Source organism: uncultured Mobiluncus sp. (genome assembly GCF_902488535.1).
Taxonomy (GTDB): Bacteria; Actinomycetota; Actinomycetes; order Actinomycetales; family Actinomycetaceae; genus Mobiluncus.
Genome location: NZ_CABTWO010000001.1, coordinates 58,049 through 82,281, shown reverse-complemented (window position 1 = coordinate 82,281; position 24,233 = coordinate 58,049). Strand labels below are relative to the sequence as shown.

At 56.3% G+C, this 24,233-nt stretch carries 8 protein-coding genes and 2 tRNA genes; 4 read left to right on the top strand and 6 right to left on the bottom strand.

The genetic code is table 11. The annotated features are described in order from the left end of the window. Positions 1 to 55 precede the first annotated feature (55 nt). The 3 genes from gyrA (at position 56) to RDL66_RS00335 (ending at position 4,640) form a co-directional block, all read left to right on the top strand. Positions 56 to 2,599: a DNA gyrase subunit A gene (gene gyrA, locus RDL66_RS00345; RefSeq protein WP_299294886.1), complete on the top strand. Its 2,544-nt coding sequence runs from the start codon at positions 56 to 58 to the stop codon at positions 2,597 to 2,599. Between the two features lie 134 nt (positions 2,600 to 2,733). Beyond that, positions 2,734 to 3,498, top strand: a complete 765-nt coding sequence (locus RDL66_RS00340; protein WP_308534514.1) for a DUF3566 domain-containing protein — start codon at positions 2,734 to 2,736, stop codon at positions 3,496 to 3,498. A 62-nt stretch (positions 3,499 to 3,560) separates the two neighbouring features. After that, the gene (locus tag RDL66_RS00335) at positions 3,561 to 4,640 is read left to right on the top strand and encodes a glycosyltransferase family A protein (RefSeq protein WP_308534513.1); all 1,080 of its coding nucleotides are present in this window, start codon (positions 3,561 to 3,563) and stop codon (positions 4,638 to 4,640) included. Here RDL66_RS00335 and RDL66_RS00330 read toward each other — a convergent pair. The 6 genes from RDL66_RS00330 to RDL66_RS00305 all read right to left on the bottom strand — a co-directional run bounded on the left by RDL66_RS00330 (position 4,633) and on the right by RDL66_RS00305 (position 8,434). Next, positions 4,633 to 5,637, bottom strand: coding sequence for a DMT family transporter (locus tag RDL66_RS00330; RefSeq protein WP_308534512.1), 1,005 nt, complete (start codon positions 5,635 to 5,637; stop codon positions 4,633 to 4,635). The genes RDL66_RS00335 and RDL66_RS00330 overlap by 8 nt on opposite strands. A 178-nt stretch (positions 5,638 to 5,815) precedes the next feature. Continuing rightward, positions 5,816 to 7,036 carry a UDP-galactopyranose mutase gene (gene glf / locus RDL66_RS00325; RefSeq protein ID WP_308534511.1) on the bottom strand — a complete coding sequence of 407 codons (1,221 nt, stop codon included), beginning with the start codon at positions 7,034 to 7,036 and terminating at the stop codon, positions 5,816 to 5,818. 161 nt (positions 7,037 to 7,197) lie between these two features. Next, positions 7,198 to 7,270 (bottom strand) — tRNA-Ala (locus RDL66_RS00320). A 36-nt stretch (positions 7,271 to 7,306) separates the two neighbouring features. Beyond that, positions 7,307 to 7,380, bottom strand: a tRNA-Ile gene (locus tag RDL66_RS00315). A gap of 238 nt (positions 7,381 to 7,618) precedes the next feature. After that, entirely contained in the window at positions 7,619 to 8,104 is a 486-nt protein-coding gene (locus RDL66_RS00310) for a prolyl-tRNA synthetase associated domain-containing protein (protein WP_308534510.1), read from the bottom strand. Between the two features lie 90 nt (positions 8,105 to 8,194). After that, entirely contained in the window at positions 8,195 to 8,434 is a 240-nt protein-coding gene (locus tag RDL66_RS00305) for a hydrolase (protein WP_308534592.1), read from the bottom strand. A gap of 691 nt (positions 8,435 to 9,125) precedes the next feature. On the opposite strand from RDL66_RS00305, the gene RDL66_RS00300 reads away from it, so the two are divergent. Beyond that, entirely contained in the window at positions 9,126 to 24,224 is a 15,099-nt protein-coding gene (locus RDL66_RS00300; RefSeq protein ID WP_308534509.1) for a VaFE repeat-containing surface-anchored protein, read from the top strand. Positions 24,225 to 24,233 lie beyond the last annotated feature (9 nt).

Sequence of the window (24,233 nt, the reverse complement as noted above, 5' to 3'; positions counted from 1 at the left end):
ACGACAACCACAAGCCACGGTGAAACTCTCACCAAGCTATTGAAAGACAAGGGAAATGGCTGATAACCAAGACAACAACGATTCCGAAGTGGACGACATCATTCATCCCGATGCGCCCGTGATTACCGAGGCGGAATCTACCCGCGTCATGCAGGTGGATTTGGAAAAAGAGATGAAAAAGTCCTACATGGACTACGCCATGAGCGTCATCGTGGGCCGTGCCCTGCCCGATGTGCGCGACGGGCTGAAACCAGTACACCGCCGCGTCATCTACACCATGTATGACGGCGGTTACCGCCCGAACGGCGGGTATTCCAAGTGTATGCGCGTGGTGGGCGACGTGTTGGGTCACTTCCACCCGCACGGGGATTCTTCGGTTTATGACGCACTAGCCCGGTTGGTGCAGCCCTGGTCGTTGCGTTACCCGTTGGTGGCTGGTCAAGGCAACTTTGGTTCCCCCGGTAACCTCGGACCGGCCGCGCCTCGGTACACGGAATGCAAGATGGCCGCCCTCGCCATGGAAATGGTGCGTGACATCGATGAGGACACCGTCGATTTCATGGACAACTATGACGGGCGCTCCCAAGAACCGACCGTGCTGCCCAGCCGGATCCCGAACCTGCTGATTAACGGGTCGGAAGGTATCGCGGTGGGCATGGCGACCCGGATTCCGCCTCACAACCTGCGGGAAGTCGCGGACGCCGCCCAATGGTACCTGCAAAACCCCGAGGCGACCCGTGAAGAACTGCTCCAGGCCTGCCTGCAGCGCATCAAAGGCCCGGATTTCCCCACCGGCGCCACGATTCTGGGTCGGCGCGGGATTGAGGAAACCTACCGGACCGGCCGCGGTTCCATCACCCAACGCGCGGTGGTCAACGTGGAGGAACTCAACGGACGTACCTGCCTGGTGGCGACCGAACTGCCCTACCAGGTCAACCCCGATAACCTGCAGGTTAAGATTGCTCAGCTGGTCAAAGACGGCCAGTTGCAGGGCATTGCGGATATTCGTGACGAAACGTCGGACCGGGCCGGAACCCGGATTGTGGTGGTACTGAAACGCGACGCTGTTCCGAAAGTCGTGCTGAATAACCTGTATAAACGCACCCAGCTGCAAGATTCTTTCCCCGCCAATATGTTGGCGCTGGTTGACGGGGTGCCGCGGACCCTGTCTATTGACGGTTTTGTCCACTATTGGACCGCTCACCAGGTCGATGTCATCAAACGCCGCACCGCTTTCCGGTTGGCGAAAGCCCAGGAACGGCTGCATATCTTGCAAGGCTACTTGGCGGCTTTGGATGCGCTCGATGAGGTTATCGCGTTGATTCGTCGTTCTCCGACCGCAGAAGATGCTCGGGTCGGGTTGATGGATTTCCTGAAGGTTGACGAGGTTCAGGCTGACGCGATTCTGGCTTTGCAGCTGCGCCGGTTGGCCGCTTTGGAACGCCAAAAGATTTTGGACGAACACGCCGAATTAGAGGCGAAAGTCGCCGACTATGAAGACATTTTGGCTCGCCCCGAACGCCAGCGCGCCATAGTGTCCACGGAGCTCGGCGAAATTACCGAAAAGTGGGGCGACGAACGCAAAACCACCATCGTGCCTTTTGATGGGGAAATGTCGATGGAAGACCTCATTCCCGAAGAAGACGTGGTGGTCACCATCACTCGTGGCGGGTACGCGAAACGAACCCCGGTCGACGCTTACCGGTCCCAGCACCGCGGCGGCAAAGGCATTAAAGGCGCGACGCTGCGCGAGGAGGACCAGGTCGAACACTTCTTTACCACTTCCTCGCACGACTGGCTGCTGTTCTTTACGAACTTCGGGCGGGTCTATCGGGCGAAAGCCTACGAGATTCCCGAAGGCGGACGCGACTCGAAAGGTCAGCACGTGGCGAACCTGCTGGCTTTCCAACCCGAGGAACGTATCGCCCAAGTCCTGCAGGTTTCCTCGTTTGCAGACAAGGATTATCTGGTGTTGGCGACCCGGCTCGGGTTCGTGAAAAAGACTCGACTGACCGATTACGACACGAACCGAACGGGCGGGTTGATTGCGATCAAACTACGCGAGGACAGTGACGGTGAGGCGGATCAGTTGGTTTCGGCGTGCCTGGTGGACGCGACCGACGACCTGATTTTGGTGTCTCGCCACGGCCAATCCCTGCGGTTTACCGCCAGCGATGAGCAGCTGCGCCCGATGGGTCGAGCCACATCCGGGGTGACAGGGATGCGGTTTAGGACCAAAGACGAACTCTTGACGATGGACGTGGTGCGCCCCGATGCGGATCTGTTCGTGGTGACCGAGGGCGGCTACGCGAAACGCACGGCGCTGTCGGAGTACCGAGTCCAGGGTCGCGGTGGCCTGGGGATTAAGGTCGCGAACCTAGTGGAGGCGCGCGGCGACCTGGTTGGCGCGCTGGTTACTGAGGAAGATTCAGAAGTGCTGGTCATCATGGCGGGGGGCAAAATTGTGCGTTCCCGGGTCGATGAAGTCAGCCGAACCGGGCGCAACACTCAGGGCGTGATTTTCTCACGGGCTGATGAAGGCGACGGGGTCATTGCTATCACCCTCAACGTGGACAATGACCCGCAACTGGAGGAATAACTTTGCGGGAATTCGGGCTTTGTGCGATATATTGCAAAAGTCCTCGAAATCGTCAAAGTGAGAACACGGAAGCAAGAATTGAGCCGCCGGTGGCTAGGCTCTAAAATCAAGGAAACATCTGAAGGGGATGGAATATGCGGATAAAAGGAACACCCGACGGGAATAGTCCCGCCCCCAATCCCGATATGGACGCGTCCGGCGAGGATCCCAGCGTATCGTGGGCCAGGCTGGGCCACGCTGACCCCTATTCAGGTGCTTTGCAGGCTGGTGAGACTCCGATGAAAAGACCGGTTCCGCCACCACCGCCGGGAACCGGCGCAGCGGCAGGCGCGCGGCAGGGCTCAGCCGAGGCCGAAAATGAACCTGCTGCGAACCAGGAACCCACAGTCGAGCCGACCCCCACCCCTCGTGAAACGAACGCCGCCGAGCGGGCGGCAGCTAAGGCCGCCAAGAAAGCCGAGCGGGCAGCCGCTCGGGAGGCCCGGCGCTTGGAGGCGGCTAAACGCATGCAGGAACGCGAAGAAGCCATGGATTTGCCCGATGTGCGTCGCGTGAAGCTGACTTTGTCCAGGGTCAATCCGCTCTCAGCGATGAAGATTGGGTTCCTAGTGGCGGTCGCGCTGTCCATAGTGATGTTGGTCGCGTCCATAGTATTGTGGCTGGTGCTGGATATATTGCACGTATTTTCCTCGATGCAAGGGTTTTTACAGGCGCTTTCCGCCACGGCGTTGGTGAACCTGGTTGACGCGCTCACCTTTAGTCGGACGATTGCTCTGGTCGCGATTTTTGGCGTACTCCAGATTATTATTTTGACGGTACTGAGCTGGCTGGCTGCCGTGATTTACAACTTGATTGCTCGCATGGTGGGCGGGCTGCACGTGGTGATGACCGACGAATGAGACCACCCCGACTGACGGGGCAAAACTACAGAAATAACAACGAAATCTAGTGAGAGAACCTGATGGCAGAAACGAAAAACACGGCGGAAACCGCAAACCCTGAACAGAACGCGGCGGATCGCGACATAACCCTGACTTTTGTCATTCCGTGCTACAACTCCGAGGATTACATGGACGCCTGTATTTCCTCGATGATAGGGGCGGGCGAGGACACTGAAATCATCATTGTTAATGATGGTTCAAAGGATCATACGGGAGCGAAAGCTGACAAGTGGGCGCAGGCCATGCCCGACAAGATTCGGGTCATTCACCAGGAAAACGCCGGTCACGGTGGCGCGGTGATGGCGGGTTTGCAGGCGGCTCGCGGCCAGTATTTTAAGGTGGTTGACTCGGACGACTGGTTGGATCGGGTCGGGTTAAACTTGTTGATGTCCAAGCTAAGAACGTTCCTAGCACACAATGAACGGGTTGACCTGGTTGTCTGTAATTATGTTTACGAGCACGTGTTGACGGGTTCGCGCAAAGTCATCCGCTACAACCGCGCTCTGCCGTTGAACCGGGTTATCACCTGGAACCAGGTCGGAAACTTCGGGGTGGGGCAAAACATCCTGATGCACTCCACGGTTTATCGCACCCAGGTGCTGCGGGAATCCGGAATGGTCATGCCCAAACACACGTTCTATGTAGACAACATTTTTGTCTACGTTCCCCTCCCGTATGTAAAGAAACTCTACTATTTACCGGTTGACCTGTATCACTACTTTATCGGACGTGACGACCAGTCCGTGAACGAGACTGTCATGCTGGGTCGCCTCGATCAACAGATGCGGGTCACACGGGCGTTGGTCGATGCCTACACTTTGCCCGACGACGTTCCCAACCCGCGCTTGGCAAAGTATATGGAAGGTTTCCTGGCGCTGATTGTCACGGCTTCCTCGGCTTTCTCGCTGTTGCGCGGCGATCACGAAGCGATGCGAATGCGCGATGAGATGTGGAAACACATATACGCCAAGAGCCCGCGCATGGCTCGCAATCTAAAGCGTCACCCGCTGGTTAGGGGTTCGAGCGTGAACAAAGCCCCGTTGAAATGGGCAGCGGTTAAGACCTACCGCTTGGCCCAGCACCTCTACCGGTTCAACTAACTTCGGGAGGCGTATCTGGCGTCGGCGTGTCGGGTCCGTCCGAGTGGTTCGCGGGGTCGTCCTTTTCCCCTTGCGCCGAGAGCGAATCGATAGGGATGCCGTCGGTGTGTTCCAAAACGATGGGCTGATGGGCTTTCAAGTGGGTCAGCCCCACGATTCCGGCGATGGCGACCAGCCCGCAGGCGATGATTCCCAACGCGACTCCCCAGGTGAAGTTCTTGCCCTCACCCAGTACGGCGATGCCGAAACACACCGCGATGATGGGGGACGTGATGGTCATCGACGCAACCACCAGCTCGGCTTGTCCGGTGGCGTAACCCTGCTGCACCATCCAGCCGGCGGTCATCGAACCAATGACCAAAACCACCAGGACTATCCAGAACATTGGGTTGTCCACCCAGTTATGGTTGCGGACAAAGATGATGAGGGTACGCACCAGCGAGGCTTCCAGACCGTAGAACATAGCCCCACCGCTGCCCCAAAAAAACGAGCGCCACACGCGCGGCCCTTTTGCGCCTAACATTCCGAAAGACCCGGCCAGAATATAAATCGTGATGGCGCCGATAAAGACTTTGATGGTCGTCAGGGGCTGATCGGGCGCGGAATAGTAGGACACCAGGAAAGTGAAAACGCCGGTGGCCAGCACCGTCATCGCCACCAAAGCGCCCTCACGCTTGCGAATCCGCTGGTGAGCGACGCGTGCCTGCAAAATCATGGACCAAGGGAAAGCCAGCAACCCCACGGGCTGCACCACCGTGACCGGAGCAAAGAACAGGGCGGTAATCTGGCACCCCAAAGACACTCCCATCAGCAATAACCCATGCCACCACCGGCGATTTTTCAGGCTTGCCATGAGTTGGTCGGACTTCAGGCGCCGCCGGCTTTGGTTGTGTTTGACCTCGTGGCGAATAGCACTGTTTTGATACCGGGCAGCCAGGGCGAAACAGAACGACCCAATCACCTGCAAAGCGATGGCGAGGGGTAGGTTGTGTTCCAAGACTGTCCTTTCGATAAAGGCTGACCTGCGCAGCTGGCAGGTTCGCCGGGGTCGGTGGGCGGAGATTCCGCAGGGTTCCCGACCCGGTGGGCGGATGCCTTACCGGAGATTCGGGTTTGCCTGAGTTAATGGTAGCGAAATATCCGGTTTTTCACCGGCTATAGGAAGTTCGTCTCGGCTATTTGTCCTGTCCGGCCACAAAGGAGATGGAGGCACGCTCCCCGCGCAAATGCGGCAGCACCACTGCTTCGGCGCGCGACAGGGCGGAACCGATGGCCATATGCATATCCAAATATTTGTAGGTGCCCAAGCGTCCGCCGAACAGTACGTTTGGTTCAGCGGCGGCCAGTTCGCGATACTTCTCAAGGCGTTGGCGGTCGGTTTCCTTGTTGATGGGGTAGTACGGTTCGTCGCCGCGCTGGGCGAAGCGGGAATATTCCCGAGCGATGACGGTTTGGTCCGCGGGGTAGCGGGCGGCGCGTTCGGGGTGGAAGTGGCGGAACTCGTGGATACGCGTGTAGGGCACGGAGGGGTCGCCGTAGTTCATGACCGGGCAGCCTTGGAAGTCACCAGTCGGTTTCACTTCCAGTTCCAGGTCGATGGTGCGCCACCCCAGCTCGCCTTCGCTGTAGGCAAAGTATTCGTCAATCGGCCCGGTGTAGACGACGGGGACGCGCCCGACCGTAGCGTCTTTTGACCAGGGGTTATCGGGGCTTTCGTCGAAAAAGTCCACGCCCAGGTGGACGGTGATGTTTTCGTGGGTGGCCATGTTCGTCAGCCAAGCACCGTATCCGTCAACCGGTAAACCCTCGTAAGTATCGTTGAAATAGCGGTTGTCGTAGTTGTAGCGAACCGGCAGGCGGGACACGATAGAGGCCGGCAGCTCGGTGGGGTCGGTCTGCCACTGTTTCGCGGTGTAGCCCTCGAAAAAGGCTTCGAACAGGGGTTTTCCGACCAGGGAGATGCCTTTCGTGCGGAAGTTTTCGTTGGCGTCCTCGCCTTGGATTTCCTCGGCTTGCCGGGCGATGAGTTCGCGGGCCTGGTCGGGAGTGTAGGCGGCGTGGAAGAATTGGTTGATGGTGCCGAGGTTCACGGGCATGGGGAAAACCTCGCCGTGGACCGTCGTGTAAACCTTATGGATATAAGGCGTGAACTTGGTAAAGCGGTTGACGTAGTCCCACACGCGCTGGTTGGAGGTGTGGAACAGGTGCGCGCCGTACTTGTGAACTTCGATGCCGGTCTGGGCCTCGGGTTCGGACCAGGCATTGCCGCCCAAGTGAGAGCGGCGATCAATCATGACGACTTTATAGCCGGCTTCGGCGGCTTCGCGGGCGATGGTGAGGCCAAATAAGCCGGTACCAACCACCAACAGGTCCGGCGTTCCAGGGGTTTTACTCATGTCTCGAACCTATCAAAAAACCCCGCCGCCCGGAACTCCCGCGCAGTGGCGGGGATGTACTTAGGATAACGTCCGCCGACCAGTGACAAATTATTCACCGAAAGATGTCGTCGTGGCTGCCGGTGCGTTGAAACACGGCGATGCCGGGTTTGTCTGTCCGGTGGAGCTAGGGGGACTCGAACCCCCGACCCTCTGCTTGCAAAGCAGATGCGCTACCAGCTGCGCTATAGCCCCGTTTGTTATGAAAAAACCCCGACGATTCGGGGTTAGTGGGCCTAGCTGGGCTCGAACCAGCGACCTCAGTCTTATCAGGACTGCGCTCTAACCAACTGAGCTATAGGCCCTTTGGGCACCAGAAGATACTACCCGAACCCGCTATCTTGCGCAAATTCGCGGGGTATGCGGGGGGATACGCACCGGCATGTGCTGACGGTTTCACAAGCTCGGTGGGTTGCGTTGGGGTTCTCACAAGCGGGGTGGTTACAGCGTGGGTGCCTGCGCCTGGGCGCCCGCGTTGGCGACCCGACTCGGCTAATAAAGTGCGCCAGCCGACCCAACCGGCCGCGAACCCAGCGGGCGGAATTACACCTCCACCAAATGGTATTCAATCCCCAGCTCGTCATAGAGCCGCAGGAAATTCTGGGTTCCCATAAACAGGGTGGCGCGGTTGTCGCCCGGATGGAAGGTAAAAATTTCCTCCTGCATCATGGCTTTGTCCAGGTAGAGCGCGACCGAACGGTGGCCGGGATCAATCATTCCGAGTGGCGAAACGACTCCCGGCTCCAGGCCGAGGGTTTGAGCCAGCAGCTCGCCGGATCCGAACGACAGGCGGCTTTCCCCGACTTCGCTGGCAAAAGCTTTCAAATCAATCTGTTTATACTCGTCTGTAATTAAAAGGTACGTGCGGGTCTTTTTGCGGTTGGTCAGGAACAGACTCTTGGTGCGCACGCCCTCGTGGCCCTCGATATATTCGTCCGCCAGCTCGATGGTCGTGGCCGGCGGGTGTTCCACCAGCTTGTATTCGACGCCGTGTTCTTGCAGGGTTTCCAGTATCTTGCTGCGTTCCATAGGTTCCTCCGTCTGGTGCTATGCCCGGTGAGAGCGCGAAAAAAATGACCCACCGGTTTGCGGCGGGTCTAAAGGCTTTTGCTCACTGTTCTAATCAGCGCTGACCTCTACCATGACCTGTTCGTAGTCGCCGTAGGAGATTTCTACGGGCTGGACTTGAGTGTTTCCGGTCGAGCTAGATTCGTGGTCAGCCGCCTGAGCAGGCAACAGGGTGCTCAAAGCCACCACCAAGGCAAGCGCCACGGCGGCCATCATGCCCTTCTTTTGTGTCTGCACGGTTCCTCCAGATTCAATCCTCGCGTACCGTTGATTACCGGAAAAGTCCAGCATCAACACCGCTACACAGTTAACTATACCCTATTTTCAGGAAATTACAAGTGCTTTTTTCAAATTCTTTCACCGAGTTTTTTCGCGGTTTCCCAAGGGTTTCCGTTCAAAACATATGTTCTCTCCGTCTCACTATCTGAAACTCGACACTCCGAGGCTTAAGGAATCCTGGAAATGTCTGGTCGGTTTTGGGGGTCGCGGCGGCGAGTTTCTGAGGTTCGGTGTTAGAGGTGTTTTCACAAGGCCGGTGCCGCCGCGCCGGCCCTTTTGGTCTGGTTTTGCGGGCAAAAGCGCTGTTGGAGGGTGTTACTCTCAGGTTCGAATTCGATTTTTAAGGTTATTTTCAGGTTCGCGACAAAAACTGGGGAGATTTGCAGAAAACGGCTGTTTTTACTGTTTATTTGCCGTTTCACTACCTCTCGTCGAGGTGACAAACTCAGCTTTGTATTCTTAGAGGGCGCTGAAAACTGCCGCTAATTTTCGCGAAATTTGCCCTCCTAAGCTGAGTTTTCCTAAAGGAAAACGGGGGTTTGCCGAACGCCTCTGGAGTGATAGTTAGATTGTCAGCACAATCCTGGAATTACTCTTGGAGATAGCTGGGAAACCTGGTATTCTTATCACTGTATATAAGCAGGTGGAGTGTCCCCAAAAGGGCAAAACCGAAGAAATGGCTAACAAATGGAGGTATTTGAGCATGAGTGCTATAGCCAAGAACCCGCGGCAAAACCAGCCGGGAAAGCCCACTTTAGTGAGCTATAAGCAAAAAGGTAAAAAGAGCCGGAACTGGACTGCGGGGGTGATTGCTTCAGCAATCGCCGTGGCGTGGGCCGTTGGCGGCTTGGTTATGCCCTCTCTGGCGGCGACTCCGACCGCCCAGGCTTCGGTAAAGCCCACGGTGACCGTTTCGCCCGATTCAAGCTTTGACATCGGTAAGGACGGTGATGAGCGTTACCGGCTTGTCTACAACGGTCAGTTATTCACTACCAAAGACCCGCAGGAAGCGGCGGCGCATTATGGCCAAACCGCCAAGGTCGGTGACTTCACGGCACAGTACCTGCCCAAGGAATGTATTACCAAGGCCACAAAAGTCGACAGGTACGGCACCCCATTCTGGGATGGTTATGATGCCCTAGACCAGGTTGCCCCCGACCGTGGCATTATTGCAAAAACGAAAATTGCTTCTACCTTTGAGAAAGGTTTTGGTGCGTGGGTTATCTTCCCCGGCGGTTCCTCCACCACGCTGCCTTTTAATGCTTCCGGATCCTCTAGCCAGGCGGCTACCTCCAACCGTTCCGCTGTTTCCGCCGTTGAGCCCGGGGAAGATGAGGATACTCTCACCCTGAGCTTAGAGCCTATCGAAGGCGAGACGGCTGATACGGGTGCGACCCAGGCGCGTATTTTTGCTCAGACTTCCGACCCCTCCGGCAACTCGGCTACCTCCACCGAGCCCACCGGTTCGGCCAAAGCTCCGCAGCTGCCTGCCAGCCCGCAGCAATCGGTTGAGCCTGCCCCTCAGACTTCGGAACCTTCATCGGAGCCTTCCACTCCCACTCCGGTGACCGGTCCAAATAAGGCGCCGACCGCCACCCCGACCGCAACGGCTACTTCCGGCGCGGTTCCTATCGTTCGCAAATTTGAGCCAACGATTAACAAAATTGATCTCAAGTTTGATCCCAGCGTGGACAAAGCTACCGCGATTGCGAACTTTAAGAAGCAGGTTGAAGACGCTAAAACGGATGTAATGAAACAACTTGACCAGTTCGTGGCCGAAAATAACTACGGTGAAGACTTCAAGAAAAAAATGGTGGCTAACCTCAACGCCCAGTTCGACAATCTGCTCAAGCAGGGTCTGGACTGGTTAGAACAGCAGTACAGCAAGGCCCCCAGTGTCTCTAAGTTCCCCGGCATTAAGGCTTGTGAAGAAAACGGACCTATCGTCCCCGCTGGTTCATACATCTTGGTTAAGAACTGGACGGCAGATCTTCAGTCTGGCGAACCCAATGTTTGGCAATGGGCGAAAAAGATTAGTACATCCGGTTCCGCACCGATTAGTTTCCTGGCTCTTTATCCCAGCAGCAAAACCAGCTCATTTAAGGTCGACGGATCAGCCAGCTTCTGTGTCGAGCCATTCTATGGATACCAGCTTGGCAACCATAAGGTTTACACCGATCCCTCAAAGACTACAATCTTCTGGGCTAAGGATAACCCCGAGAAGGCGGAAACTGTTAAGGCACTGGCCTGGCATTACGCTAAAAATAATCAAGGAGCTGACTGGGGTCGTTACCAGAACGCAATCTGGATGGTTATTTTTGGCATCACCGATAATGGGCGTGCCTGGAATTATAAGGAAAAGAAATGGGTCGATGGCGGAGCTACCGATGTTAAAAATCTGATTGAGCAGGCTAAAACTGCTTACCAGCAGCGTGAGCACGGGGACGTGGCTAAGGCTCTGGACACCATGCACCTGGACCAGATGACCACCGTGAAAAAGGCTAAAGATGGCACCTTCCAGTTGACTGTCAAGTTGAACGATTACGACCCGAACTCTAAAGAAGGTCAGTACATCGGCGACCAGGTTTACCTCGCGGTGGATGGTGCCACAGATCAAAACGGTAACCCCATCAAAAAGATTAGCTTGAAGGATGCGGTCAATGGGGTGACCCTAAAGATTGCTGACCAGCACAAGTTTCATATTTCCTTCACGGGCTCGGTAAAGGATGTCGAGAATCCTTACTTCATTGATAACCCGAATGGGCCTACCCAAGCTCAGGTCGTGGTGTTAAAGAAGAACCTCGATGTTTCCGGGGAACTGAAAGTGGTTTGGACCATTGTTGAAGAACCAACGCCTACGATTGAGACCACCGCGAAGGTAAACGGCGCTGACTCGGTGCCTGGTGACGCGGAAACCGCCACGTTCTCTAAGGCAGATGAAGTCATCACCCTTACCGATGATGTGAAGTATGAGAAAATTCCTACCGTCGCCGGTAACTTGTATCTAGTTGGCACGCTTAAGAAGGTTAGCGGCGGAGTCACCACCACGGTGTTCACTAAGACTACCGACGCTAAGAATGAAGACGGCACCAAAATCAAAGGTGACGGCACCTTGACGGGTCTGTTCTCGCATGAGTTGAAGGCCTCCGAGGTTAAGGACGGCGACAAGTTCTATTACGAAGAAATCCTGGCGACTAACGACCCGAAGTACGCTGGCGGTGGACAAATCGATTCTGACAAAGGCCAGCTCAACATCATCGCCAAACACACCGGTGAAAACGCGGATCAGACCGTTAACATTGTTAAGAACAAGGCCCAGCTGACCTTGACCAAGGCTGCTGACGGTGCTGCTGATAAAGCCAGCGGAAACGTGACCTTCACGGTCGACTGCACCGACGGTACTTCTGCGACCCTCTACGCTCCCGCTAAGGGCGGCGCGGCCAATACTGATAGCACCCAGGCGGGAACTCCCAGCACCGTGGAGATCACTCCCGGCGCGACCTGTACTGTTCAGGAAACCTACCGGCCTGCTCCGGTCAACATGCCCGTCGCTCCCACTTGGTCTGCCACCAATGCCACTCAGGACGGCGCTGCTGTACCGGTTACTGAAAACGGCAAGACGATTGGTTCTCAGGCCAAGTTCGTGATGGGCAACGCCGGTGCCATTAACCTCACCGCGACCAACACCTATCAGGAACAGACTGGCGGCTTCAAGGTTACGAAGTTTGTCCAGGGTATCGACAGGGATGCCGCGGCTCAGGCTAACGATGGTAAGTTCGAGTTCAGCTACACCTGTGATAACGGCGTGGCTGGCGGAAGTTTCTCACTTCCCGATAACAACTCGTGGACTTATGAAGTCAAGGGTCTGCCGGTCGACACCAAGTGCACCGTTACCGAAACCAAGCCGAAGGCTCCGGAAGGCTACAACGTAGTCGTCAAGAACACGAACGCTTCGGGTACGACCACTGAGTCGGACACGGTTGCGGTGAAACCGATTCAGGATGGCTCCACCTACGGGGTTGCCTTTACCAACTACTACCAGCCCGCCGACGCGGCCTTCAGCCTGCAAAAGGTGGCCAAGTACGTCAATGGGGATAAGGGCAATGTTGACGGTAACTTCTCTCTGAGCTATGTGTGCGAAGGCACGACCGGGAAACCAATCAGTGGCAATGAGATTGTCCCTGCTAATGGCACTCCGGTGGCCGTCAAGGACGGCATTAAAGCCGGCATGACCTGCACCATTAAAGAAGATAAGAACAGCACTGCGGTGACCGGGGCTAACTTTAAGTCCCTAACCTTTGGGCAATCCGGATTGTTGCCAGCCAACATCTTGGAAAACTCCGCTGCTGGATTCAAGTTCAAGGTTCCGACCAACAACGCAACTGTTGTGGTGACGGCGAAGAACCTCTACGAACACAAGATGGGTTCGTTCAAGCTGACCAAGAAGGTTAAGGCTGACGGTGCGAACCCGCTGAAGGACAAGGCCTTCGCGTTCCGTGTCACCTGCGGTGATGAGGACCCGGTGACCGTCAACCTGAAGAACGGCGAGACCTGGACTTCGAAGTCCTACCTGGCAGATACCGAGTGCATGATTCACGAGTTCAACCCGTCCAACGCGGCTGTAACCAATACGGTTTCCTACACCAATGCTCAGTCGCTAGGTGGAGACGACGCCAAGGTAGTCATCAAGGAAGGCGCCGAGCCGAAAGTGGAGGTTGTGGCCACCAACACGGTGAAAGCAAACTACGGCAAGTTCTCTGTCACCAAGACTGTTGACGGCGACGCCAAGGCTGAACCCGCCACCTTCACTTTTGATTACAAGTGTGACGATGATGCCAAGACCAACGGCACCCTGGACTTGAAGGCTGGGGAAACCAAGACTGTTGACAACGTCTTGGTCGGCACCACCTGCTACATCAAGGAAAAGCCGGTAGAGATTGACGGCGTCACCGTCACCCCGTCTTGGGTGACGGACCTCGCCAACGCCACCGGCACTAACGCTGGCTTCAAGCAGTTCACCATTCCCGAACAAAAGGATGGCAAGGCTCAGGTGTTGAAGCTGGAAGCGAAGAACACCTTGGATTACGACAAGGCGAGCTTCACCATTAAGAAGGTCGTCCAGGGCGGAGCCGTCTTTGAGCCCGGCACCACCTTTAAGTTCACCTACAGCTGTACAGCCCCGAACGGTAAGACCTACACTCAGGCCGCTCCGTTTGGCTCCCAGGCCAAGGCTAAGTTCATCGAAGTAGCCCCCGGTCAGGAATCGGCAGCGATTGTGGTGCCGAAGGACTCCAAGTGTTCCGTGACTGAGCCGAAGGCTCAACTGGATGCCACCAACAAACAGCTGGTGAATGATCTGAACGCGAACCCGTTGAAGTACGTGTCTACCTCGTTCATTCCGGCAGGTAAGGACCTCGCGTCCGGTGAACAGACCGTGACTCAAGGCAACGTCTTCCAGTTCGCTGCTACCAACGTTTACACCGAAAAGATGACCGGCTTTAAGTTCTATAAGGCCGCTCTCACCGGTAACAACGCTGGTAACCACACCGAGCAGTTCTACTTCAACTACTCCTGCCAGACTCCGGCCGGAGCGGTTAAGAACGGTGTCGGTTACGACCTGAGCGCCGGCAGCGACCCGGTCAAGGTCGAGAAACTCCCCGTAGGCACCAAGTGTGTCGTGTGGGAGAAACCGGCAGTCGCGCAGGCTAACGAAGAGCCCACGACCACGTGGACCGTTGGCGCTGCTAAACCGGTTGAAGGCAAGGAAGTAAAGCCTTTCGATACCAACGCGAAAGCCCAGCCCAACGGCGTGGCGTTCACCGTGGATAAGGAAGATGAAGCGCTGATGGTTGGCGCCACCAACGACTTCACAGTGCCCGACACCAAGCTGGTTGTCAGCAAGACCATCGTGGCTGGTGAAAACACCAACGTTGACTCTAAGACGGTCAAACTCTCGGCGACTTGTAAGTACCCGACTGATAACGCCGACCACGTCATCATGGACGGCAAGACCTTTAAGAACACTGACAAGGCTGAGTTCACCACTGATGTGAACGGTGTGAAGATTCCGGTCGGTGCGACCTGTACCATCACCGAATCTGCAGACAGCGCGAAGGTGGCTGGGCACAAGTGGACCGTGGAGATGAAGGAAGGCAAAAACAGCATTTCTAAGACCACCACCGGTTCCGTGACCCTGGACACCACCGCAGGTAAGAATGTTGAGGTAATCAACACTTACGAGCGCGAGCTGGGCAAGTTCAAGATTATCAAGGCGGTTACTGCCGCCAAGAACATCACGGTGAAGGAGTCTTACGACTTCAGCTACACCTGTGCTGACCCGAAGGTTGCTACCCAAAAGGTGGAAGGCAAGGTGACGGGTGTCACCGATACCGGCTACAAGTTCGCAGAGAACATTCCTGTCGGTTACAAGTGCCACATCACCGAGGATCAGGCCGGTGCAAAGACTGAGGAAGGCTCGACCCTGTCCGCTACCCTGTCGGATAACGACTTCGTGGTTGGGAAGGACAAGGTTGTTGAGGTCAACGTGACAAACACCTACTCTGACGTGAACGGCAAGTTCAGCGTCAAGAAGGTGATTGCCGCTGACTCCACCGCTTCGATTGTGAACGGCTCATACAACTTTGAGTACTGGTGTGTGACCCCGGACGGGTCCAAGATTGGTACGCAGGATGCTCCCATGAAGTTCAACGTCGAGGCAGGCAAGACCTGGACGTCCGGGAACATTCCGACCGGTTCCAAGTGCTCCATTCGCGAGGTCACTCCGAGTGGTAACACCACTGGCATAGCTGCCGAAGTGTCCTGGTCCTTGAATGAATCTACGACCACGCAAGGCGTAGAGCCGACTTCTTACACCGCTGTTGGCGCTAAGGGTAACTTCGTGTTTGGTGCGGAAGGTTCTACCGCCGGCAAGTTCACTATCGGTAAGGACAGTTCAACTACCGGCTTGACCGCTACGAACAAGTTGACCTACAAGGAAGTCAAGCTGTCGCTGCAGAAGGTGGCGGAAGCCACTTCGGCACACGGCAAACTCGACTACTCTGTGGCTAACTTCAATTCTCGGCAGGGCTTCAACGAGTACTACCGCTACATGAACCGCGACTTCGTGAATATGCACGTCACCTGCAAGAGTGGCAAGAACACGGTTGTTGATAAGACAGTCAAGGTTGATGTCAACGGAAACGCCCTCGACTTTGGCACGGTGCCTTACAACTCGAAGTGTACGGTAGCGGAGCTGGACGACGAGAGCTTTAACGATAAGAACGCTCTCCAGTACGGCGGCTGGCGTCACAAGGCTGAAATTTCAGCCACTGATGCCAACGGCAAGGATCTGGCCACCCCGGTTAAGTACGCCTTTGACATGTTGGAGCCTGATGAAGAAAAGGCTGCTATCACGTTCGATGTCACTTCCGAAGCCAACGTCTCCGTGAAGATGCTCAACCGGTGGGATTGCTACGCCAGCATTGAAACAGATTTGGATGCTCCTGACCAAAAGGCTACTGCTGACGGTCACCGCATTTTCCAAGACGGCATCAAGGTGATTGATGTTAAGCCTGGTCAAGATCGGGTTAAACTGACCGATACAGTTACCTTGAAGAATGTCACTCCGGGCAAGACTTACACGGTGGTGGAGCGTTTGTACTCCACCAGCCAGGCCGGACAAGCGGGTCTCTTCTATGACGGGTACCTCAATTGGAAGAGCGAAAATGGAGCCAATTGGGATTATTACGCTGAGGAAGTGACTGTTCCCTCAGGGGCGACTGATTTCACTACGGATATTTCCTTCACGATTCCGGTTGAATTGCTGGAGGAACACCCCGAAGGCATCGCCGCTGGCATTATGGTGTTCAACGGTGGAAACCCGATGCAGCTGAATCAGTGCACAAGGTGCTTGGCCTACGGTTCTGAGCTGACGCTGCCGAAGGCTCAATCCATCATCCCGCGGTGGTCACCGGATATGTGGACTATTGCCTACGACCGGACGACGGACTCGCGCGTTCTGTCTACAAACAAAGAGACTGTACCGACGCAGAAACTGACTGATAACCTCAAGTACACGCGGGTTCCTGCAGGTGATTACCTCCTGTATGGACGCTTGGTGCAGACGGATGATACCAGTAAGTCCGCAGTGGACAATCACAAGCCGATTACTGTTCCCGCTGGACAGGAATTCTTCGGCATGAATCGTGTAGACAACGAGTTCACCCTGGAGACTGCCAATCTGACTCCCGGTGCCACATATGTGATGTTCGAATATATGTTGCCGAAGGATACGGATACTAATAGCCTCGCGGGCAAGACTCCGGCTGAACTGCAGAAGATGTCTACGGATGCCAATCTGCCCTTCCACGCGGAGGTCGATGACATCTGCCAGAAGCTGTACACGCCGAAGTTAAAGACGACCGCTTCGATTGACAAGCCTGTGACGCCGGCCGTTGCGGACGACGCGACGGTTACGGTCAAGGATAAGGTCAAGTGGACCAACCTCGCCGGAGGTCGCACCTACACCATGACCGGTACCTTGCATATCAAGAATGCAGACGGAACCGATGGTGGTGTACTCAACGATCCGGGCGCAACCGCAACCAAGACCTTCAAGGTTGACGGCAAACTCGACGCCCTGGTCGAATCGGGCGAGGTCGAGCTGACCTTTACCGTCAAGGCGAAGTCCCTGAAGACTCAAACGGTTGTGGCCTTCGAAGAGGCCAAGGATCGCGGAGTCGTCGTAGCGACTCACGCCGACATCACCGATGAGGATCAGACGGTTTACAACCCGTCAATCGGTACGACCGCGAGCGTCGAGGGCGGTGCCGCTGAGGCTGAGGGTGCGCGTGTCGCAACCGTTGACATGACGAAGGCGACGCTGGTAAAGGATTCCAAGACAAAGAAGGAACTCTCCGATGTGGCTGTGACCGATAAGGTTGCCTACAACTCCATCGCTCCGGGCGAGTACGTCATGTACGGCCAGCTGATGAAGATTAACGGCAATAACACAACGGCGGTTCAGACCACGTTCCAGAAGCTGAGCATCGCCAAGGGCGCTCCCGCCAACGGCACGATGGATCTCACCTTCCCAGGTGTGAAGGTCGTGAGTGGCGAGAAGTACGTAGTGTTCGAGAAACTCTACAAGGCGAGCGACTTCGACCAGACGGCCGGAAAGCCCACCAACCCGGAGGCTACCGTTGCTGAACACGCTAACCCGAAGGACGAAGCTCAGACCGTTTACGTCCCCGGTGTCACTACTGACGCGAAGGACGGCGACGGCGACAAGTACGTTGATCCGACTCAGCCCATCAAGATCATTGATACCGTCACTGGTTCCGGCCTGATTCCGGGCAAGGAATACACCATCGACGGTGAGTTGATGATGGCTGGAGCGAACGGTGAACCGGTTCACACCGGTGTGTTCAACAATGACGGAGACGTCAAGGTTGTTGCCGATAAGGACGGCAAGTTCGCGAAGGACCTCACCTTCGAGATGAGCGTGGACAAGGCCAAGGAGCTGGGTCTGTGGGTTGACGAAAACGGCCAGCCCACCCCGACGGGCAAGGACCTGGTGGTCTTTGAAAACCTGAAGCTGAACGGCAAGCCCGTGGCTATCCACCACGACATCACCGATGAGGCTCAGACGGTTCACTCCGGCAAGATGATGACCAGCGCTATCGATTCTTCTGATAAGAACCAGACCATGATTCCTGGTCAGAAGAATGCGGTCATCACCGATACCGTGACGTTCACCGGCAAGTTCGAGCCGAAGCACAACTACACCTTGGTTGGTGAGTTGCACTACGTCACCACCGACTCTAACGGTGTCAAGACTGACGCCGGCAAGGTGCCGGGTGTGACTGTGCAGCCGGTGAAGGTTACCTCTGACGCGAAGGGCGTCATTGGCGAGCAGACCATGAAGTTCACGGTTCCTGCTGACAGCATCGTAGAGGGCAAGGACCTGGTGGTCTTTGAAACCTTGCACGATGGCGACGCCAAGGGCAATGTTGTGGTCAAGCACGCCAACCCGAAGGACCCGGCACAGACTATCAACGTGGTAAAGAACTCCATTACCACCACCGCTTATGATGGCGGCAAGGACGGTAAGGGTTCGGATCCGAGCGATAAGAACCTCGACAATTCCCCTGCCAAGGTAGTGATTTACGACTTGGTGGATTACGAGGGTCTGCAGGTAGGCAAGGAATACACCGTTACCGGTACCCTGCACTACCAGGCTGACGCCACTTTGGCCGGTGGTACTGAGGTTCACGCTGGAGACCCGATTGACGCCAAGTATGTTACGGTCACACCCGCGAAGTTCGTGGCTAAGACCCCGTCCTCGAAGGACAAGGGTGCTGTGAAGGCCATTGTGAAGTTCGAGGTGGATAAGGCCGCTCTGGCTACTGCCCCGGTGGTTGTGTTCGAAGACCTGATGGATGGTGACGTTACCGTTGCTACCCACCACGACATCAACGATGACTCGCAGGTTGTTTACAACCCGTCCTTGGCTACCGCCGCAACTGTGAATGGTGCCAAGCTGGTTCAACTCCAGAAGGATCAGAAGGACGTTACCGTTGACGACAAGGTGACCATTTCGAACGCCGCACCGGGTACTTACACCCTGAAGGGCAAGCTGATGGCTGAGGACGGCAAGACCGTCGTCGCGACCAGCGATGTCAAGGACGTCAAGGTCACTAAGGGCGTGACTGTCAAGAATGTGACCTTCACGATTCCGGCTGACAAGGTCAAGGCTGGCGCGAAGTTCGTGGTCTTTGAGGAACTCGTGGACGCCAAGGGCGAAGTTGTAGCAAGCCACAAGGATATGGCCTCTGAGGATCAGACCGTGCGGGTTGGCTCTCTGGAGACGACCGCTACCGATAAGGCTGACGGCGACAAGGTCGCGGATAACACCAAGGCAGTCACCATTGTTGACAAGGTTGACTACTCCGGTTTGAATCTGGATGCCAAGTACGCCGATGGTACACCCAAGGCCTACCTGCTGTCCGGTAAGTTGATGGATAAGGAAACCAAGCAGCCTGTGCCTGGATTGGCTCCGGTGGAGCGAGTCATCGGCCCGGCAAACTCGGTTTACCGTGCGGATGGTCAGGCAGACCGTCCGGTAGAGAAGGTTATTACCTCCGGTACTGGCTTTGAGCTCCTGAAGTTCGAGGTTCCGGCAAACTTGATTATGGGCAAGCCGGTCGTGGTCTTTGAGACCGTGTACCAAGAAGGCAAGGAATACCTGATTCACCACGACATCAACGACGACTCGCAGACTGTCTGGGCTCCGAAGCTCGCCACTAAGGCTAGCGCGGCGGGCGAACGTGGTCTGGTCCTCGCCGACGCTAAGTCGACGGTCAAGGACACCGTGACCTTCACCGGTATGAAGGTCGGGGAAACCTACGTGGTCGCTGGCGAACTGTGGAACAAGACTCAGAACAAGTCCACCGGCATCAAGGTGACCTCCAAGCCGTTCAAGGCTGAAAAGGCAACCTGGACCGAGGCCGACTTCATGACCTTCGAGATTCCGGCCGGTACTGTGGCCGAGAACGACGAGCTGGTTGTGTTTGAGACCCTGTACCTCGGTAATAAGGTAGACGGTCCGGCTGAGTCTACTCACGAAGACCCGAACGATCCGGCACAGACTGTTGGCTCCGGCGTGAAGCCCGGCATGAAGACGGTGCTGAGCGTGGACGGCAACCGTGCCTGGGAGAAGAATCCGACCATCCCGACCATTCCGGTCGACTCCAAGCAGCTGGTTGATACGGTCAGCTACGTTGGTTTGACTCCGGGTGTCAAGTACACCTTGAACGCGACCCTGATGGAAATCGGTCTGGACGGTAAGGTCAGCAACACCGGTATTACCGGCACCGCCACCTTCACTCCGACCGAGGCCAGTGGTACCCAGCAGGTTGGCTACAATACCATCCCGGCGGGTACGCTGAAGCCCGGCTACAAGTACGTGGCTTACGAACAGCTGATTCGCAACGACAAGCCGAACGAACCTCCGCTGAAGCACGAGGATCCGAAGGATGGTAATCAGACGGTAGAGACCTCCTACAACCCGAGTATTGAAACCGACCTGGCTCAGGACGGCACCCAGGTCATCGCGACCGATGCGGCGCTGGATCTGCAGGATAAGGTGCAGATGAAGGGTCTCATCAAGGGTGAGAAGTACGTGTTGGTTTCCCGCCTGGTGTACAACGCCGGTCAGCCTAACGAAACAGTTTTGGCAGATGGCCTAGAGAGGTTCACTGCTGAGAAGGTGGACGTGACGAAGGACATCAAGTTCAACGTGACGGCTGATCAGCTGAAGGCTCCGATGGAAGCGGCCAAGACTGCTGGCACCGAGTTGAAGCTGGTGGCGTACGAATACCTGACGCGCGCCTCGCTTGTGACTGGCGACGACGACACCATCAAGGCCAGCGTTACCGACACGACCAAGTGGGATACTAATCACGCAGACCCGAACGATGGTCGCCAGACCGTGACGGTTGTGGACGTGCCACATATCGGCACCAAGCTGGAATACGAAGGCCAGAAGGTCGTTTGGGAAGGCGATAACGTCAAGCTGACGGACTACGTTGAGTTCTTCAACCTGCTGCCCGAAACCGAGTACACCCTTAGCGGTGAACTCAAGGGTATCGCGGCTGATGGTACGGTCAGTGACACCGGTGTGGTTGGTACAGGCAAGTTCACCACCCCGAAGGCAACGAACGGCGCTACTCGCGTGAGCGGGACTATCAAGGACAAGACAGCCGCTACTGTCGAGTTCACGGTACCGTTGAGCGTATTGAAGGCTAACGACAAGCTGGTGGCTTTCGAATCGCTGCAGCTGAAGGGCAAGCTCGTCGCGGAACACAAGGATCCGAAGGATGAGAACCAGATTGTGAAGGTCAAGCATCCTGGCGTGGGCACCCTTGCCAGTGTTGACGACAAGAAGTCAAGCCTGACGGTTTGGGAAGGCGTCAACAAGGAAGGCAAGAAGGCTCCCGAAACCTACACGGTTCACGACGTAATCCGCATGGTGAACGTCGAGGAAGGCAAGACCTACGCTCTGGACGGTCAGGTTTACAGCAAGACCGCCTACGATGCGGGCAACACTGGTTCCTTGGCTACTAACGCGAAGACCGTAAAGGTCACCGCGAGCATGGCTGTGGACCCGAATGCTGACGAAATCGCCAAGTACGGTAAGGATGTCAAGGTTTACGAAACGACTATGGACATCACCGTCAAGGCTGCGGACATTAAGTCCGACGGCGACAACCTGGTTGTGTTCGAGCAGCTGTGGGCGGAAGGCACGTATGAAAGTGCTGACGGCGGCAAGGTGACCCCGAAGGGTGACAACAAGCCGGTGGCTACGCACAACGACATTACTGCCAAATCTCAGTCCATCACCGTGAACCGGCCTGAGTTCGGGTCCTTGACCCTGACAAAGGCTGTGACCGGATGGGATGAGAACACCGCGAATGTCGAACGTACCAACGCGAAGTACGTGTTCACGGTCGCCTGTACCGAAAAGGGTTCGACTGACACGATTACCCTGCACGAAGGTCAATCCGCGACCATTGACGGTATTCCCGTGGGTGACAAGTGCACCATCACCGAGAATGTCCAGAATGCTGAAGAGCAAGCCGGATTGAAGGACACCGTGAAGTTCACCGAGGCCAACGGCGTCACCGTTGAGTCCACGAAGAACGGCGAGGGTACAGTGATTGTCGGTGGCACGCCGAACGGTAAAGACCGCGTTGCGAACGTGACAGTGACTGCTGAAAACGTGTTCACCAATGAAGTCACCATCGGTACGCACACCACCGGTAAGTTCGATAAGAAGGCCAGCAATGGCGACACGATTACCGACCTGGTGAAGTACCAGAACCTGCAGGGCGGCAAGTACCTGTTGCACACCTACTTTGTCGAATACGACAAGGCGGGCCAGGCCCACAAGATTGACTACGTCCCCTCTGAGGTGCGCGAAGTCACTGTTGAGGGCGGCTACGTCAAGGGTGGTCACAGTGGTACTTGGACCATCGATGTGAAGGTTCCGTCCGAGCTGATTCAGGAACATAAGACGGTCGTCTTGTGGGAAGACCTGTATCGGATGCCTCAGGATAGGGATGCGTTCGAGACGCAGTTGTCCAAGTTGCCGACCGGCAAGACTGCTGCAGGCTTGATTGCCTTCCACCATGAAGAGAATCTCGCTCCGGGTAAGGGCACTCAGTGGCTCGAGGTTTCCACTCACTTCGGTGGATTCCAGGTCACCAAGGTAGTCAAGACGGCTGCGGATCTGCCCGCTGACGTGGTGGCTAAGATTCCAACGACTTGGAGCTTTACCTACGAGGCTAAAGTGCCGGATGGTAAGACCGCCAAGCAAGGAACCGCTCTGGAGGGTAGCTTCAACCTGACGGTTGACCCGAAGGATCCGAGCAAGGCTGTCAGCCCGCGGTTCGACGGCTTCCCGACTGGTACTGAGATAACCATTACGGAAACCGACGCCAAGGCGCAGATTCCGACCCAGGCAAAGTGGAAGGTTACGTGGAAGTCTGAAGGCTGGACTGATGGTGCTGAAGGTACCACCAAGACCTTCACCATCACCCCGGCTGCCACTGTGAGCGTCACCGCTCTCAACGAGTTCAGCTTGGTTACGCCGACCTTGGCGACCGTGGCTCGTACTGCGGATGATGGCAAGATGCTCAAGCCGAGTGAGGACACGGCTGTGGTCGATACCGTCACCTACACCAACCTGGTGCAAGGACGCGACTACTGGCTCAAGACCGAACTGGTTTACGTCGATGACACGGCTGACCCGAACGACAACAAGCCGGTGCTGGGTGCCGATGGCAACCCGCTGGTGAAGTGGACGAAGGTCACGGCTGAAACCGATAACAGCGAGTGGGTCGTTGACAAGGACAAGCCGATGGTGGTTCCCGCCAACGCTAACCCGGATGCTGACGTGGTATTCTTCGAATCTCTCTACGAGATGACGAAGGATGGCGGACAGCCCAAGGCCAACGACAAGCCGATTGTGGAACACCGCGACAACGCTGATCCGAAACAGATCATCACTCGTCGTCCGGCTCTGAGCCTCCAGACCACGGCTGACCTGTCCGGCGGCAAGGCGATTACCGCTGGTGAGGGCGCGACCGTGAACGACACGGTGACCTACAGTGGCTTGAAGGCTGGTGCTGACTACACCTTGGTTGGTACCTTGGTCAAGAAGTCCGACGGCTCCATCGTTGGTTCACCTGTGACCGTGGCCGGCTTGAAGGCTGAGGCTGACGGCTCCGGCAGCTGGAAGATGTCGATTCCGCTGACCGCGAAGGATACGGCAGGCTTGGCTAATGGCGAGAAGCTGGTCGTCTTTGAGAAGGCCTACGCTGGTAACCTGCCCAAGGCTGGTACGGCTCCGGCTGGCACCTACACCCCGGTTCTGGCTCACGAAGATCTCGACGATGCTTCGCAGACCGTGAACGTGGTGAAGCGGCCGACCCCGCCGCCGTACACGCCTGGTACTACGCCGCCTACGCCTCCGGTAGAGTCTAAGACCACGACTCCGCCTACGCCTCCGGTGAAGTCTGAGACGACGACTCCGCCGTCGACTACGCCGAATACCCCGCCGACCATCCCGGTTGCCCCGGCAACCACCCTGCCTCCGATGCACCCGAAGGTTCCGCCAACATTAGCTCGGACCGGTGCACAAGCAGCAATCTTTGGTGGCTTGTCCATCCTGATGATTGCGGCAGGTGCAGGGATTGGTCTGCTGGCAGCACGGCGCAAGCGCCAGTCTGACGCTCAGTAGGCGACATAA